Raw genomic sequence first — 15,219 nt, forward strand, 5'->3', positions numbered from 1 at the left:
CTCTAGAAGTTTTCAGCCGGCGGCGAAGGGCACGGCTACGAATATCTGCGCGTCGCCGCGATCGACCAGCAAAAGCACCGACTTCCTGCCGGACTTGCCGGCTTCGGCGATCGCTTGGTTGGCCTGCCTTGCGCTCTTCACCGGCGTGCGGTCGACGGCAACGATCACATCGCCGGGCTCGATGCCGGCGGCGGAGGCCGCCTTGTCCGGGTTCACCCGCTCGACCACGGCGCCGCGCTGGTTGTCGGCCAGGTTGAGCTGCTCGCGGATGTCGGGCGTGAGGTCGGTCAGGCCAAGGCCAAGCGACGGCACGCGCAGGCCCTCGCCGGTCGATGGCTTGCCGCCTTCGTCATTCGACGCGGTCTTCTGGTCGTCGGTGTTGCGGCCGACATCTGCCGAAATCTGCATCGCCTTGCCGTTGCGCCAGACATCCAGCGTCTCCTTGTTGCCGGGCGAGACGTCGGCGACGGCGCGCGACAGGTCCTTCGGATCCTTGATCTCCTGGCCGGCGAAGCCGGTGATGACATCGCCGGTCTCGATGCCGGCCTTGGCCGCCGGCGACCCGTCGGTGACCTGGGCGACCAGCGCGCCGCCCGGATGATCGAGCCCTATCGCACTGGCGACATCCTGCGTCACCGGCTGAATCTGCACGCCGAGATAGCCGTATTCGATATCGCCGCCCTTCATCAGCTTGGCGACGACCTTCTGCGCCTGGTTCGACGGGATGGCGAAGCCGACGCCGACGCTGCCGCCGTTGGGCGAATAGATCGCGGTGTCGATGCCCACGACATTGCCGCTGACGTCGACCAGCGGGCCGCCGGAATTGCCGTGGTTGATCGGCGCGTCGATCTGGATGAAGTCGTCGAACGGCCCGCTGTGCAGGTCGCGGCCGCGCGCCGAGACGATACCGGCGGTGACCGTGGTGCCGATGCCGAACGGGTTGCCGATCGCCAGCACCTGGTCGCCGGTCATCAGTCTGTCGGAATCGCCCCATTTGACGGTGGGCAGCGGCTTGCTCGCCTTGACCTTGAGCACCGCCAGATCGTGCTTGGCGTCGTGGCCGACCAGCTTGGCGGGAAGCTCGGTGCCGTCGTCGAGCGTCACCTTGATCGAGGTCGCGCCGTCGACGACGTGGTTGTTGGTGACGATTGTGCCGTCGGAACCGACGATGAAGCCGGAGCCCAATGCCTCCTGCCGCGGCGACTGCTGCGGCGGCGTCTTCGGCATTGGCATACCCTGGTCGCCGAAGAACTGCTGGAAATACTGGTCGAAGGGCGAATTGCCGTCGAAGGGCGAGCCATCGCCCGTTGCGCCGGGCTGCGCCTTCATCACGGTCGTCACGGTGACGACAGCCGGCTTGGCGGTGGCGACCACGGGCGCGAACGAGCCGTTCGGGGCGGTGATGCCGGCGACGGGCGTCTGGGTCGTCGCGACCACATTGCTCAGGCCGGCATTGCCGGTGTTCTGCGCGAAGGAAACAACGGCGGGAGAGATGATCAGCGCAGCGCCCAACAGGGCGGCGACGCGATGTCTGCGAAGAATGCTCAAGGGTGACATGGTCGTTTCTGTCCGGGCGAGAGTTGATCCGGCGCCGCGGGTTCTCAAGGGGCGCGCCCGTCGGCGTGTCGACGACCGGCATTGCCTGTCTCGCCATGCATGGCAGCCGGCCGAATCGACAGCCACGCATTTAGGGCGTCGAATGGCCCGAATTAGGGTTTTGGCACGACCTTACGAAGATTTAATTCAGAGAGCGCTCACGAACCGCTCTCTTCGGCGCAGGTAGGCGGAGGCGATCTCACGCATGCGTACGCCGTTGAAACTCGGGCCATGGCCGCCATGGCCGATGCGTATCGGCAGGTCGAGCAGCCGCTGCATGGTGCGGCAATAGGCAGCACGGTCCGAATCCGGCAGATCGTCGATCAGCATGCCGTCATAGATGGCGTCGCCGGCGAAGAACAGGCCGTCGGCCTCATCGAAAAGCGCGATCGAATCGGGCGAATGTCCCGGCAGATGCAGCACGCGGAATTTCCGGTCGCCGAGATCGACGACATCGCCTTCGTCGAGCATTCGCGTCAGCGGCGCCGATGGGATCCGATAGTCGGCAGCGTTCCAGCCGGGCGCCGGCAATTTGGACACCGCGCCGTCGAGATTGTGGAACATGTAGGCGTAGGTGACCGTATCATCCATGCCGTCGAACTGCGCCGCGCTGGCCTTCGGCCCCATGCGCAGCGGGAATTCGTGCAGCGAACCGACATGGTCGAGATGGATATGCGTGGCGACGACGATGAGCGGCTTGCCGGCCGGCGTGCCGATCTCGGGCGCCAGCGGACGGATGCCCATGCCGGTGTCGACCAGCAGGTCGGCGTCGCGGCCCTTGAGATGCCAGATGTTGGCCCGCACGAAATCATGCACGAACGGCTCGGTCAGCATCGTCGTCCCGGCATCGACGATAGCCTTGCCGAACCAGTCGCCTACCACGAGGTCGCCCATCAGACGAAGGGCTTCCCGACCTTGTATTTCTCCGGCACCAGGCGCTTCAGATAGGCCATGCCGGCCTCGGAGAGCTGGTTGACATCCGGTTTCATGAAATCGTCCGGCATGTGGCGCGTCTTGCCTGCCACGGCCTTCAGCGGCACCTTCTTCAGCACGGTCTTGGCGCCGTCATATTGCAGCGCGACCGACCCGCCGCCCTCGTCGGCGACGGCAACCGCGAATGCGCCGGCGTCGAAGGCCTCTCTGGCGTCGACAGCGCTGATCGCGCCGACATAGCCGCGCGGCATGTAGCCCAGCGCATCGACGCGCGCACGCTTGCCCGGCAAGCCCTCGGCCAGCGCGCGTTCGAGCGCCGCCGGCAGGTCGCTGCCCGACAATTTGACGTTGCCGTGCTGGTCGCGCTCGAGCTTTTCCGGCGGCACCAGGCTTTCGACCAGCGCCTTGCCGTCGGCGGTGCTGACGCCCTCGGAAACGGCGACGATGCAGCGTTTGTGGCGGTCGAGCGTCTTGCGCACGTCGTCGACGAAGCGCTCGGCGGAAAAGGCGCGCTCCGGCACATAGACGAGATGCGGGCCGCTGTCCGGGTCGAGCTGCCAGGCAGCGGCGGCGGCGGTCAGGAAGCCGGCATGCCGGCCCATGACGATGCCGACATAGATGCCGGGCAGCGCGCGGAAATCGAGATCGACGGAGAGGAAGGCGCCGGCGACGAATTCGGCGGCCGAGATGAAGCCCGGCGTGTGATCGTTCTCCTCGAGGTCGTTGTCGATGGTCTTCGGCGCGTGCACGAAGGCCATAGAGCCACCCGCGGCATCGGTCAGGATCTGCTGGGTGCCCGAGGTGTCGTTGCCGCCGATATAGATGAAGGCATCGGCGCCGGCTTTCTTCAGGCCGTTGAGGATGACCTCGCAATAGGCGGCGTCAGGCTTGTCGCGGGTGGAGCCGAGAGCTGCGCTCGGCGTGCCGGCGATCAGCCGCAGTTGGTCCTCGGGGATGGCGGAGAGGTCGACATAGTTGCCGTCGCGGATGCCGCGCACGCCATGGATCGAGCCCAGCACCTTGGCGCCGGGATGGCGCTTGCGAATCTCCAGCGTGGCGCCGACGACCGTCTGGTTGATGACGGCGGTCGGGCCGCCGCCCTGCGCGATGACGAAGGTTCCAGCCATGCTTTTTGTCTCCCGAGGCGAAGGTTTTCAGGGCACCTTCGCCTGTCTTGCGGCATCGCGCAACGGAAGAGTGGGCTGACGAAGCGATCAGACGACGACGACCGGGTTCTTCTTCGAAACGCGGCTGTAGAGGTCGATGATGTCCTGGTTGATCAGGCGCACGCAGCCCGACGACATCGCCTGGCCAATGCTCCACCATTCCGGCGAGCCGTGGATGCGGTAACCGGTGTCCTTGCCGTTCTGGTAGATGTAGAGCGCCCGCGCTCCCAGCGGATTGGTCAGGCCGCCGGGCTGGCCGCCCTGCCATTTCACCAGTTCCGGCTTGCGCTTGACCATCTCAGGCGGCGGCGTCCAGACCGGCCATTCGCGGCCGTACTGGATGTTGGCGCGGCCCGACCAGCGGAAGCCGTCCTTGCCGATGCCGACGCCGTAGCGGATGGCGTCGCCGCCAGGCTGGACCAGATAGAGCATGCGTTCCTGCAGATGGACGACGATGGTGCCGGGCGCCTCGCCGGTCTTGTCGACGACGATCTGGCGGCGGAATTCCGGCTTGACCTTCTGCCACGGCACCGCCGGCACGTTGAAGCCGCCGTCGGTCAACGAGGCATACATGACGTCGGGACCGGTGATGTTCTTGTCGACGCTGATCGCCGGACGCATGGGCGGCACGGACCCGGTGACGGTGTTGTCGAGCTGCATTTGCGGCAGGTCGAGCGTCTCGGTGGTGCTGCAGCCGGCCATGCCGAGCAGCGCCATGGCGCCCATGCCGGAAAGCACGGCGCGGCGCGAGAGCGGAATTTCGGTTTCGACGGTTTCGCCGTTCGAAGGCGGCGTCAGACTTTGCGGCAACTCGCGCATACACCAAACCCTACACTGTCGGCGGGAAGCACGGTCCGGCCGAATGGCGGGCATTTTCGCGAGTCATGGTTGAAAAAGCGTGAAAGGGCGCGAACCGGGCTTAACCCTAACTGCCCGTTACTTCGCCGGAGGAGCTAGGCGAAGTCGGCGCTGAAGATTTTCAGCCCACCCTCTTTACAATCGCGACGACCCCGGGATTTATCCTGTTCTTTGCGCTCAAGGAGTAAGGAAATGTCCTTCGAAAACTGGGCTGCCTTTGCCGCCGCCTCCGCCATCCTGCTCGTCATTCCGGGCCCGACGATCCTGCTGGTCGTCTCCTATGCGCTTGGCCAGGGCTGGCGCACGGCGCTGCCGATGGCGGTCGGCGTCGCGCTCGGCGACTTCACCGCCATGACGCTGTCGATGCTGGGCATCGGCGCGCTGCTCGTGGCCTCGGCCACGGTGTTCACCGTCCTCAAGGTGATCGGCGCCGGCTATCTGGTCTATCTCGGCATAAAGCTGTTCCGCGCCGGCGGCGCGCTGAAGGCCGAGCCGCGCACCGACGCGGTGTCGGCGGCAAGGATGATGGCGCATGCGTGGCTGGTGACGGCGCTCAACCCCAAGAGCATCACCTTCTTCGTCGCCTTCCTGCCGCAGTTCCTCGACCGGCACGCCGATTTCTGGACGCAGATGCTGGTTTTCGAGACGACCTTCCTGGCTTTGGCCTTCAGCAACGCCTTCGGCTATGCGTTGATCGCGTCCAGGGCACGCGCCATCGTGCGCAACCCGAAGGCGATCCGCATCTTCAACCGCACCGGCGGCACATTGCTGGTCGGCGCCGGCATCGCCACGGTGGCGATTCGTTCGAGGAATTGAGGCAGAGACCGGTTCACCGCCGAGACCGCTCATGCCGGTTGGCGGCTCGGCGATCGATGTCCTAGGATCGTCTTCGACAGGCGAAGACGAGAACATCAAGGGCACCCAATGGCGCTGAAGGACGCATTCGGCCTGACCTATTCGGGCGCGACCGATGCCGGGTTCTCGTCCTACGCCAGAGCCGTCCACGAGTTGCAGTGCTTCATCGGAGACCCTGTCGGCTCGGTCGACCGGGCAATCGCCGACGATCCCGGCTTCGTCATGGCGCATGTGTTCAAGGGCTATCTCTTTGCCCTTGCCACCGAGCGCGAGGCGACAGCCGTGGCCCGCGCGTGTCACGAAGCAGCGTTGCCGCTCGCGGCAACGGCCCGCGAGCAGGGGCATGTCGCGGCGCTCGGCCATCTCGCCGCGGGCCGTTGGCACGACGCCGCGCATCTGCTTGAGGATATCGCAATCGACAGTCCGCTCGACGCGCTGGCGCTGCAGGTCGGGCATCAGATCGACTTCTTCACCGGCAATGCCCGCATGCTGCGCGACCGCATCGGCCGGGCGCTGCCGGCGTGGCAGAAGGGCATGCCGGGCTATCACGCCATCCTCGGCATGCAGGCCTTCGGGCTGGAAGAAATGGGCGACTATGCGCGCGCCGAAAGCTTCGGCCGACAGGCGATCGCGATCGAGCCGCGCGACGGCTGGGCGCAGCACGCCGTCGCGCATGTCATGGAAATGCAGAGCCGGCAAAGAGACGGCATCGCCTGGATGCGCGCCAACCCTGAAACCTGGACCAGGGACAGCTTCCTCAAGATCCACAATTGGTGGCATCTGGCGCTGTTCCACTACGATCTCGGCGAGCTGGACGAGGTGCTCAACCTCTATGACGGACCGATCTACGGCGACCGCTCGACGCTGGCGCTCAACATGGTCGATGCTTCTGCCGTGCTGTGGCGTCTCAATCTCGGCGGCATCGATGTCGGTGACCGCTGGGCAGCACTTGCCGCGAACTGGATGCCGAAGGCCGCCGCCGGCAACTACGCCTTCAACGACGCGCATGCGATGATGGCCTTTGTCGGCGCCGGGCTGGAGGGCCCGGCGCAGACCTTGCTCGAAGCGCAGCGCGAAGCGATGCGCGGGCATGACGACAACGCCGCCTTCACACGCGATGTCGGCCATCCGCTGACACTTGCCATCAAGGCGTTCGGCGAGGGCAACGACACCGAAACCGTGCGCCTGATCAGGCCGATCCGGTCGATTGCCCACCGTTTTGGCGGCAGCCATGCGCAGCGCGACGTGATCGACCTGACGCTGATCGAAGCCACGCTCCGCGCCGGCGATGGCGCGCTGGCGCGGGCGTTGACCGCCGAGCGCCGGCTGGCGCGGCCGGACAGCCCGTTGTCGGCGCTGTTCTCGCGACGCGCTGCCGATTTGTCAGAGAATTGACCCGAGGCGGAACTTGGCATAAGAACTGGCCATGCCAGATTTTTTCGAGATCCGAAAAAATTAATGGCAGTGGGAGGAAATCATGTATCTCGGCCTCGACCTGGGCACCTCGGGCGTCAAGGCGCTGCTGATCGATGATCGCCAGAACGCCGTCGGCTCCGGCCATGGCTCGCTCGATGTATCGCGGCCGCATCCCGGCTGGGCCGAGCAGGATCCGGCGCACTGGATCGAGGCCTGCGAGACGGCGATCGCCGAGCTCAAGGCTTCCCATCCGAAGGAGCTCGGGGCAGTCAAGGGCATCGGCCTCTCCGGCCAGATGCATGGCGCCACCTTGCTCGACGCCTCGGACAAGGTGCTGCGCCCTTGTATCCTGTGGAACGACACGCGCAGCCATGTCGAGGCGGCGGCGCTCGACGCCGACCCGCGTTTCCGCAAGATCACCGGCAACATCGTCTTTCCGGGTTTCACAGCCCCGAAGCTTGGCTGGGTGAAGAACAACGAGCCGGCAATCTTCGCCAAGGTGGCCAAGGTGCTCCTGCCCAAGGACTATCTGCGGCTCTGGCTGACCGGCGAGCACATTTCGGAAATGTCGGATTCGGCCGGCACGTCCTGGCTCGATGTCGGCGAGCGCCGCTGGTCCTCCGAACTGCTCGCCGCGACGTCGCTCGACGAAGAAAACATGCCGTCGCTGGTCGAGGGCACGGCGAAGGCCGGTGCCCTGCGCGGCGAACTCGCCTCGAAATGGGGCATTGCTGCCGGCATCCCGGTTGCCGGCGGCGCCGGCGACAATGCGGCGTCGGCCTGCGGCATGGGCACGGTCGGCGCAGGCAATGCGTTCGTCTCACTCGGCACGTCGGGGGTGCTGTTTGCCGCCAATGCCTCCTATTTGCCCAATCCGGAAAGCGCGGTGCATACATTCTGCCATGCGCTGCCCAACACCTGGCATCAGATGGGCGTGATTCTGTCGGCTACCGATTCGCTCAATTGGCTGTCGGAGATCACCGGCAAAAGCGCCGGCGAGCTGACCGGCGAGCTCGGCGACAAGCTCAAGGTGCCGACAGGCGTCACCTTCCTGCCCTATCTCTCCGGCGAGCGCACGCCGCACAATGATTCCGCCATTCGCGGCTCCTTCACCGGCCTTGCGCATCAATCGAGCCGGGCGGTGCTGACCCAGGCCGTGCTCGAAGGTGTCGCCTTCGCCTTCCGCGACAGCCTCGAGGCGCTGAAGACGGCCGGCACGACGCTCACCCGCGTGACTGCGATCGGCGGCGGCTCGCGCTCGCGCTACTGGCTGAAGGCGATCGCCACCGCGCTGCAGGTGCCTGTCGACATTCCGACCGACGGCGATTTCGGCGCCGCCTTCGGCGCGGCGCGGCTCGGCCTGATCGCCGCGACCGGCGCCGATCCGATCGCCGTCTGCACCGCGCCAGCGACGGATGTGACCATCGACCCGGACGCCAGCTTGGGCGGCGCTTTCGCGGATGCCTATCAGCGCTACCGCGCGCTTTATCCGGCGATCCGGAGCGCCACGGCGTGAGCGATCACCCGCCCACGCCGTGGCATTGCGGCTCACTGTGCCGGCACCTTGTCCAAAAAGCCGGTGACGCTCTTCAGGCGGCCGTTCTCGATGACGCCGATATCGGTGCCCTCGATGACGGACTCCGCGCCTTCGGGTCCGAGGTTCCACGAAAAGCGGATGCGGTCGGCGAATCCGTCGGGCTCACCCTTCAGCGAGAAACGGAAGCCGGCAAAGCGCTGCTGCACGCCGTCGATGAGTGCTGCGATGCCGGCATGGCCGTCGCCCTGCATGACCGGGTCGCGATAGCTGACGTCGCTGGTGAAGGCCGCCTCGAGCAGAGCCTTGCGGCGCCCCGCGTCGCTCTCGTTCCAGGCGGTGATGTAGTTCCGGGCGATCGTGTTGAGGTCGGTCATTGTGTTCATCCTTCGTTGGATCGTTTCGACATGATCCTTTTCGCGCCGGGGAAGAACGAAACCAATTACGCCTGAGGTAATCGGGCAGAAGCATTCGGAGAGGAAGGAAAACCATGAGCAGCGGATTTTTCGGCGACATCCAGAAGATCAAGTACGAGGGACCGGATTCGACCAATCCGCTGGCCTACCGGTTCTACAACCCGGACGAGGTCGTCGCCGGCAAGCGGCTGGAAGACCATCTGCGCTTCGCCGTCGCCTATTGGCATTCCTTCGCCTGGCCAGGCGGCGATCCGTTCGGCGGCCAGACCTTCGACCGCCCCTGGTTCGCCAAGCCCGGCGGCATCGACACGATGGAACTGGCGAAACTGAAAGCGGACGTCGCCTTCGAGATGTTCTCGTTGCTGGGTGCGCCGTATTTCTGTTTCCACGACGCCGATGTCCGCCCCGAGGGCAAGGACTTTTCCGAGAGCGCCGCGCGGCTCGACGAGATCGCGGATTATTTTTCGGCCAAGATGAAACAGACCGGCGTCAAGCTGCTCTGGGGCACGGCGAACCTCTTTTCGCACCGCCGCTTCATGTCGGGCGCGGCCACCAATCCGGATCCGGACGTGTTCGCCTATGCGGCGGCGACGGTGAAGAGCTGCATCGACGTCACCAAGCGCCTGAAGGGCGAGAACTACGTGCTGTGGGGCGGGCGCGAAGGCTATGAGACGCTGCTCAACACCGATCTTGGCCGCGAACAGGAGCAGGCCGGCCGCTTCCTCAACCTCGTCGTCGACTACAAGCACAAGATCGGCTTCAAGGGCACCATCCTGATCGAGCCGAAGCCGCAGGAGCCGACAAAACACCAGTACGACTACGACGTCGCGACCGTTTATGGCTTCCTCAAGCGCTTCGGGCTGGAGAAGGAAGTAAAGCTCAACATCGAGCAGGGCCACGCCATCCTTGCCGGCCATTCCTTCGAGCATGAGCTGGCTTTGGCCAATGCGCTCGGCGTCTTCGGTTCGATCGACATGAACCGCAACGACTATCAGTCGGGCTGGGACACCGACCAGTTCCCCAACAACGTGCCGGAAATGGCTTTGGCCTATTACCAGGTGCTGCAGGGCGGCGGCTTCAAGACCGGCGGCACCAATTTCGACGCCAAGCTCAGGCGCCAGTCGCTCGACCCGGAAGACCTCTTGATCGGCCATATCGGCGGCATGGATGCCTGCGCGCGTGGCCTCAAGGCGGCGGCGAAGATGATCGAGGACAAGGCGCTGTCCGGCCCGCTCGCCGAGCGCTATGCCGGCTGGAACACCGCCGAGGGCAAGGCGATGCTGTCGGGCAAGCGCACGCTGGAAGAGATCGCCGAACGCGTGGTGAAGAGGAAGATCGAGCCGCAGCCGCGTTCCGGCCGCCAGGAGCTGCTGGAGAACATCGTCAACAGATACGTCTGAGGAGCCAGCGGGACTCCGAATCGGGCGCCGCTGACCTGAAATCGCATTCCGCGCGGGGCAAGCCTACACGACAAGGTTTTGCCCCGCCTCGCCCCTCTATCGCCTCGCTCTTGCCTTCAAACAGCCGTCACGGACCTCCTATAGTGTGGACACGTGGCGGGAAGGATAGAAGGAGGCGAAACGTATGCAGCACGAACGCGAAATCGACGCTTTGCTCTCTCCCAGCGAGGCTGGTTCGATCATAGATCGGCTGATGGCGCTGCCGCATTCGAAGGACGGCGCCCGCAAGACAAATGAATGGGATCGCGCGGTCGCCGCGCGGTTAGAGACGGCGCTTGCCAGGAGCATGCGCACGCGCATCGTCGGCGAAGGCCGCGACGCCGCCTGATTCTTCCGTCACTGATTCTTCCGTGGCCTGATTCTCGCTTGGCCTGATTCTCCCCTGGCCTGATTCTCCCCTGGTTTGACGAACAGAGACTGTTTCTCCATCCTGCATAGATGATACGCGCGGTGCTGCTCGATCTTCTGGGTGTCGTCTATGATGGCGACACCCCGATAGCGGGCGCGGTCGCGGCAATCGAGCGTCTGCGCGACGCAGACTTGCCGCTCCGCTTCGTCAGCAACACGACACGCTCGCCCCGCAGCGCAATCATCGCGCAGCTTGCGGCCATGGGCATCGAGGTTGCCGAGGAAGAATTGCTGACGCCGGCGCGCGCCGCGGTCGAATGGCTGCGCAGGCATGGCCGCCAGCCGCATCTGCTCGTCCATCCCAACCTCGAGGTCGAGTTTTCGGGGCTGGACGGCGGGAGCGGGCGCGCCGTCGTCGTCGGCGATGCGGGCGAAGCGTTCGACCATGCCAGCCTGAACCGGGCTTTCCGTGAACTTGCTGCCGGCGCCGATTTCGTGGCCCTCGCCATCAACCGCACCTTCAAGGATGCCGACGGCCAGCTCAGCCTCGACACCGGCGCCTTCGTCGCGGCGCTGGAATTCGCCAGCGGGCGAAGCCCCGTCGTGCTCGGCAAACCGTCGCCGGACTTCTTCCATTCCGCGCTTGCCGGTTTGAACTGCCCGGCGGCCGATGCGGTGATGGTCGGCGACGATGCGGAGAGCGATGTCGCCGGAGCGCTCAGCGCCGGGCTTGGCGCGGCGCTGCTCGTGCGGACGGGCAAGTACCGGCCGGGCGACGAAAGCCGCTTCGATCCTGCCCCAAACGCACTGGTCGACGATCTTTCCGCCGCGACCGATTGGATACTCAGCCGCGCCGCAGCCTGACCGGCGCTTCGCCGAATGCCCGGGAAAATGCCCTGGAGAATGCCGCGGCGGAAGAAAAGCCGGTACGCCCGGCAATGTCGGCCATGGCGATGCGCGTGTCGACCACCAGACGGCGGGCGGCGCTGAGCCGCAGCCGCAGATAATAGGCGCCGGGCGTCTCGCCGATCGACTTGCGAAAGATGCTCTCCAGCGTCCGCGCCGTCACGCCGGCACGCTTGGCCACCGCGCCGATGGTCAGCGGCTGGTCGACATGTGCTTCCATCAACCGGATCGCCTGCGCCAGCCGCGGGTCGTAGCCGTCAAGCCGGCCGAGCGAGACCAGCGGCTGCGCGTCGGTGGCGGCGCGCGCCTGGTCGTAGATGAAGACGCTCGCCACATCGAGCGCGGCGGCCATGCCGAGCCGGGTGCGGACCAGATGCAGCATCAGGTCGAAGGTCGGCGAAGCGCCGCCCGAGGTGAAGACCGGCCCGTCGATGACATAACGGTCCGGCCGCACGTCAACGCCGGGAAAGGCGGCGGAGAAATCCTCCATGTCTTCCCAATGGGTGGTGGCGCTGCGACCCTCGAGCAGGCCGGCCCGCGCCACCAGCCATGTGCCGGCCTCGACACCGCCGCAGGCGCGGGCCGCGCGCGCCGCCCTCCGCAACCCCGCAAGCAACGCCGATGTGGCATAGTTCTGCGTGCCGAAGCCGGCGACGACGACCAGCATGTCGGTCGCCTCGGCGGCATCGAAGCGACCGCTGACGGCGACCGGCAGGCCGCAAGTCGTCACCGGCGCCTCGCCAGTGACCGAGACCAGCTTGAAATCGAACAAAGTCTCGCCGGAGATACGATTGGCGGCGCGGAGCGGGTCGACCGCCGAGGCGACGCACATGATCGACGAACCGGAGAACACCAGGAACGTCACCTTGAGCGTTTCGCGTTCGGAGCGAAAGATGGTCGGCTTTTCGCTTTTCATCATGAGAGCTTCGTAAAACGCAAAACAGTTTCCGGCAAGTCGGTCATTCTTGATCAGCTTCGCCGCATGTCGTCATACCAAAGCCGGTTTCCGACTTTTTGCTCGACATGGATGGCCGATCGAATCTGGGAGGAAAGACGATGCCGCTCGCGATGAACCGTGAGGTCTTCATTACCTGTGCCGTGACCGGTTCCGGCGGCACGCAGGACCGCAGCCCGAACGTCCCGCGGTCGCCCAAGCAGATCGCCGATTCGGCGATCGAGGCCGCCAAGGCGGGTGCCGCGATCGTCCATTGCCATGTGCGCGACCCCGAGACCGGCAAGCCCAGGCGGGACGTGCATCTCTACCGCGAAGTGACCGAGCGCATCCGCGAGGCCAATGTCGACGTGGTGCTCAACCTCACCGCCGGCATGGGCGGCGACATGGTGTTCGGCTCGCCTGAGGCGCCGCTGCCGCTCAACCAGAAGGGCACCGACATGGGCGGCGCCACCAACCGCATGGAGCATGTGCGCCAGTGCCTGCCGGAGATCTGCACGCTGGATTGCGGCACGATGAACTTCGCCGAGGCCGACTATGTCATGACCAACACGCCCGGCATGCTGCGCGCCATGGGCGGCATGATGACGGCGCTGGGCGTCAAGCCCGAGATCGAGGCCTTCGACACCGGGCATCTCTGGTTCGCCAAGCAGCTGGTCGAGGAAAAGGTGCTGAACGCGGACGCGCTGGTGCAGCTCTGCATGGGCGTGCCATGGGGCGCGCCGGACGACCTCAACACCTTCATGGCGATGGTCAACAACGTGCCGTCGACCTGGAACTGGTCGGCCTTCTCGATCGGCCGCAACCAGATGGCCTATGCCGCGGCCGCGGTGCTCGCCGGCGGCAATGTCCGCGTCGGCCTGGAAGACAATCTCTGGCTCGACAAGGGCGTGCTGGCCACCAACGCGCAGCTGGTCGAGCGCGCTGCCAGCATCGTCACCAACCTCGGCGCCAGGATCCTCGGGCCGGAAGAAGTGCGCAAGAAGCTCAACCTCACCAAGCGGGCGCCGATCGCGGCGTGATTTGATGGAGTCGGAAATGGCTACCGTCAAATTCACCGCGATGAAGGATGGCGACAGGCAAGACTACGAATTCCTGACCGCCCATGAGATCGACTATGCCGCCAAGACCGGCGATAGGCTGCTCGATGCGCTGGTGCAACTCGACGAGGGCCTGTCGGGCTACAAGATCACCCGGCTCGGCCATTCGCTGCAGGCCGCCACCCGCGCCTGGCGGGACGGCGCCGACACCGACTGGCTGGTCTCGGCGCTGCTGCACGACATCGGCGACATCTACGCGCCCTACAACCATGACGAATATGCCGCGACGATCCTGAAGCCCTTCGTGCGCGAGCAATGCACCTGGGTGGTGGAAAAGCACGGCGACTTCCAGCGCCTCTATTACGCGCACCACCTGGGCGGCAACCGGCATGCACGCGACCGCTTCGCCGGCCACCTTTATTTCGACGATTGCGACCAGTTCTGCGAGCGCTGGGACCAGTCCAGCTTCGATCCCGACTACGACACGCTGCCGGTCGAGTTCTTCCGGCCCTTCGTGCTCGAAGTCTTCGCGCGCAAGGCCTACGACCCGGCGGTGATCCGCGCCGGCGAGCGCGTTCCCCTCACAAATTCCGAAACAGCCAAGACAAGATCCGGAGCCTGACCATGAGCATCATCAACAAGGCGGCCGCCATCGGCGGCGGCGTCATCGGCGCCGGCTGGGTGGCGCGGCTGCTCCTGAACGGCATCGACGTGTCGATCTTCGATCCCGATCCAGAGGCTTCGCGCAAGGTCGGCGAGGTGATGAAGGGCGCGCGACGCGCCTATAAGCAGATGCTGCCCGGCGGCCTGCCCAAGGAAGGCAAGCTCACCTTCGTCAAGACCATCGCCGAGGCGGTCGCCGATGCCGACTTCATCCAGGAGAGCGTGCCGGAGCGGCTCGACCTCAAGCACAAGGTGCTGGCCGAGATCGACCTCCATGCGCCGGCCAACGCCATCGTCGGCTCCTCGACCTCCGGCATCAAGCCGACCGACATGCAGGTGGCGATGAAGAAGCATCCGGAGCGGCTGGTCGTCGGCCATCCGTTCAACCCGGTCTATCTGTTGCCGCTGGTCGAGATCGTCGGCGGCCAGCAGACTTTCCCGGAGGCGATCGAGGTCGCCAAGGAGCTCTACGCCTCGATCGGCATGAAGCCGGTGGTGGTGCGCAAGGAGATCGAGGCTTTTGTCGGCGACCGGCTTTTGGAAGCGGCCTGGCGCGAGGCGCTGTGGCTGGTCAAGGACGGCATCTGCACCGTCGAGGAACTCGACGACATCATGCGTTATTCCTTCGGCCTGCGCTGGGCGCAGATGGGCATGTTCCAGGTCTATCGCGTCGCCGGCGGCGAGGCTGGCATGCGCCACTTCATGGCGCAGTTCGGGCCCTGCCTGAAATGGCCGTGGACCAAGCTGATGGACGTGCCGGAGTTCAATGACGACCTGGTCGACCTGATCGCCACGCAATCCGACGAGCAGGCGAACGGCATGTCGATCCGCGAGCTGGAAAAGATCCGCGACGACAATCTGGTCGCGATCATGGAAGCGCTGTCGAAGCAGAACAAGGGCAAGGGCTGGGGCGCCGGCGCGCTGCACAAGGACTATACAAAGCAGCTCGCCAAGCTGGCGGAGAAGAAGGTCCCTGCCAAGGCTGCCGCAAAGGCCAAGGCGACCAAGCCGGCGAAGAAGGCCGACAAGCCGGCCAAGATCGACAAGGCAAAGAAGAGCAAGAAGAAGGGCTGAGG

The 15,219-nt window shown here is 65.4% G+C and carries 15 protein-coding genes; 9 read left to right on the plus strand and 6 right to left on the minus strand.

Annotated elements, in window-relative coordinates:
* Positions 1-12: 12 nt before the first annotated feature.
* The 4 genes from EJ067_RS14650 to EJ067_RS14665 form a co-directional block, all read right to left on the minus strand.
* Complete coding sequence (locus tag EJ067_RS14650; protein WP_126086365.1) at positions 13-1,557, minus strand: DegQ family serine endoprotease; 1,545 nt, start codon at positions 1,555-1,557, stop codon at positions 13-15.
* A gap of 186 nt (positions 1,558-1,743) precedes the next feature.
* A complete protein-coding gene (locus EJ067_RS14655) occupies positions 1,744-2,490 on the minus strand; it encodes an MBL fold metallo-hydrolase (RefSeq protein WP_126086366.1) in 747 nt (248 codons plus the stop codon).
* The gene (locus tag EJ067_RS14660) at positions 2,490-3,656 is read right to left on the minus strand and encodes a diphosphate--fructose-6-phosphate 1-phosphotransferase (protein ID WP_126086367.1); all 1,167 of its coding nucleotides are present in this window, start codon (positions 3,654-3,656) and stop codon (positions 2,490-2,492) included. Before EJ067_RS14660 ends, EJ067_RS14655 begins: the two co-directional genes overlap by 1 nt.
* A gap of 87 nt (positions 3,657-3,743) precedes the next feature.
* Entirely contained in the window at positions 3,744-4,421 is a 678-nt protein-coding gene (locus tag EJ067_RS14665) for a L,D-transpeptidase (RefSeq protein ID WP_245468319.1), read from the minus strand.
* Positions 4,422-4,745: 324 nt separating this feature from the next.
* On the opposite strand from EJ067_RS14665, the gene EJ067_RS14670 reads away from it, so the two are divergent.
* The 3 genes from EJ067_RS14670 to xylB all read left to right on the plus strand — a co-directional run bounded on the left by EJ067_RS14670 (position 4,746) and on the right by xylB (position 8,340).
* Complete coding sequence (locus tag EJ067_RS14670) at positions 4,746-5,369, plus strand: LysE family translocator (protein ID WP_126086369.1); 624 nt, start codon at positions 4,746-4,748, stop codon at positions 5,367-5,369.
* Positions 5,370-5,477: 108 nt separating this feature from the next.
* Positions 5,478-6,803, plus strand: coding sequence for a tetratricopeptide repeat protein (locus EJ067_RS14675; protein ID WP_126086370.1), 1,326 nt, complete (start codon positions 5,478-5,480; stop codon positions 6,801-6,803).
* 82 nt (positions 6,804-6,885) lie between these two features.
* Positions 6,886-8,340 carry a xylulokinase gene (gene xylB / locus EJ067_RS14680; RefSeq protein ID WP_126086371.1) on the plus strand — a complete coding sequence of 485 codons (1,455 nt, stop codon included), beginning with the start codon at positions 6,886-6,888 and terminating at the stop codon, positions 8,338-8,340.
* A gap of 32 nt (positions 8,341-8,372) precedes the next feature.
* On the opposite strand, the gene EJ067_RS14685 is transcribed toward xylB, so the two are convergent.
* Entirely contained in the window at positions 8,373-8,735 is a 363-nt protein-coding gene (locus EJ067_RS14685; RefSeq protein WP_126086372.1) for a nuclear transport factor 2 family protein, read from the minus strand.
* A gap of 113 nt (positions 8,736-8,848) precedes the next feature.
* Between EJ067_RS14685 and xylA the strand changes: the two genes are divergently transcribed.
* From xylA to EJ067_RS14700, 3 genes are all read left to right on the plus strand, one after another.
* Positions 8,849-10,174: a xylose isomerase gene (xylA, locus tag EJ067_RS14690; RefSeq protein WP_126086373.1), complete on the plus strand. Its 1,326-nt coding sequence runs from the start codon at positions 8,849-8,851 to the stop codon at positions 10,172-10,174.
* A 184-nt stretch (positions 10,175-10,358) separates the two neighbouring features.
* Positions 10,359-10,562 (plus strand): hypothetical protein, encoded by a 204-nt coding sequence (locus EJ067_RS14695; RefSeq protein ID WP_126086374.1) that lies wholly within the window; start codon positions 10,359-10,361, stop codon positions 10,560-10,562.
* Between the two features lie 122 nt (positions 10,563-10,684).
* On the plus strand, positions 10,685-11,446 hold the full coding sequence (locus EJ067_RS14700; protein WP_348639535.1) for a TIGR01458 family HAD-type hydrolase: 762 nt from the start codon (positions 10,685-10,687) through the stop codon (positions 11,444-11,446).
* Here EJ067_RS14700 and EJ067_RS14705 read toward each other — a convergent pair.
* Positions 11,427-12,407, minus strand: a complete 981-nt coding sequence (locus EJ067_RS14705) for a GlxA family transcriptional regulator (RefSeq protein ID WP_126086376.1) — start codon at positions 12,405-12,407, stop codon at positions 11,427-11,429. The genes EJ067_RS14700 and EJ067_RS14705 overlap by 20 nt on opposite strands.
* Before the next feature lie 137 nt (positions 12,408-12,544).
* On the opposite strand from EJ067_RS14705, the gene EJ067_RS14710 reads away from it, so the two are divergent.
* The 3 genes from EJ067_RS14710 to EJ067_RS14720 are packed head-to-tail and all read left to right on the plus strand — an operon-like array spanning position 12,545 to position 15,217.
* Complete coding sequence (locus EJ067_RS14710) at positions 12,545-13,462, plus strand: 3-keto-5-aminohexanoate cleavage protein (protein WP_126086377.1); 918 nt, start codon at positions 12,545-12,547, stop codon at positions 13,460-13,462.
* A gap of 16 nt (positions 13,463-13,478) precedes the next feature.
* Positions 13,479-14,102, plus strand: coding sequence for an HD domain-containing protein (locus tag EJ067_RS14715; protein WP_126086378.1), 624 nt, complete (start codon positions 13,479-13,481; stop codon positions 14,100-14,102).
* A gap of 2 nt (positions 14,103-14,104) precedes the next feature.
* On the plus strand, positions 14,105-15,217 hold the full coding sequence (locus EJ067_RS14720; protein WP_126086379.1) for a carnitine 3-dehydrogenase: 1,113 nt from the start codon (positions 14,105-14,107) through the stop codon (positions 15,215-15,217).
* Positions 15,218-15,219: the final 2 nt, after the last annotated feature.

This window comes from Mesorhizobium sp. M1D.F.Ca.ET.043.01.1.1 (assembly GCF_003952385.1).
In the GTDB taxonomy this organism is placed as follows: Bacteria; Pseudomonadota; Alphaproteobacteria; order Rhizobiales; family Rhizobiaceae; genus Mesorhizobium.

Excerpts from the sequence above, each read along its gene's own strand:
- EJ067_RS14705 (WP_126086376.1), bottom strand. The coding sequence starts at position 12,407 with ATGATGAAAAGCGAAAAGCCGACCATCTTTCGCTCCGAACGCGAAACG.
- EJ067_RS14665 (WP_245468319.1), bottom strand. The coding sequence starts at position 4,421 with ATGGGCGCCATGGCGCTGCTCGGCATGGCCGGCTGCAGCACCACCGAG.
- EJ067_RS14710 (WP_126086377.1), top strand. The coding sequence starts at position 12,545 with ATGCCGCTCGCGATGAACCGTGAGGTCTTCATTACCTGTGCCGTGACC.
- xylB (WP_126086371.1), top strand. The coding sequence starts at position 6,886 with ATGTATCTCGGCCTCGACCTGGGCACCTCGGGCGTCAAGGCGCTGCTG.
- EJ067_RS14715 (WP_126086378.1), top strand. The coding sequence starts at position 13,479 with ATGGCTACCGTCAAATTCACCGCGATGAAGGATGGCGACAGGCAAGAC.
- xylA (WP_126086373.1), top strand. The coding sequence starts at position 8,849 with ATGAGCAGCGGATTTTTCGGCGACATCCAGAAGATCAAGTACGAGGGA.
- EJ067_RS14670 (WP_126086369.1), top strand. The coding sequence starts at position 4,746 with ATGTCCTTCGAAAACTGGGCTGCCTTTGCCGCCGCCTCCGCCATCCTG.
- EJ067_RS14660 (WP_126086367.1), bottom strand. The coding sequence starts at position 3,656 with ATGGCTGGAACCTTCGTCATCGCGCAGGGCGGCGGCCCGACCGCCGTC.
- EJ067_RS14650 (WP_126086365.1), bottom strand. The coding sequence starts at position 1,557 with ATGTCACCCTTGAGCATTCTTCGCAGACATCGCGTCGCCGCCCTGTTG.
- EJ067_RS14675 (WP_126086370.1), top strand. The coding sequence starts at position 5,478 with ATGGCGCTGAAGGACGCATTCGGCCTGACCTATTCGGGCGCGACCGAT.
- EJ067_RS14685 (WP_126086372.1), bottom strand. The coding sequence starts at position 8,735 with ATGACCGACCTCAACACGATCGCCCGGAACTACATCACCGCCTGGAAC.
- EJ067_RS14655 (WP_126086366.1), bottom strand. The coding sequence starts at position 2,490 with ATGGGCGACCTCGTGGTAGGCGACTGGTTCGGCAAGGCTATCGTCGAT.
- EJ067_RS14720 (WP_126086379.1), top strand. The coding sequence starts at position 14,105 with ATGAGCATCATCAACAAGGCGGCCGCCATCGGCGGCGGCGTCATCGGC.
- EJ067_RS14695 (WP_126086374.1), top strand. The coding sequence starts at position 10,359 with ATGCAGCACGAACGCGAAATCGACGCTTTGCTCTCTCCCAGCGAGGCT.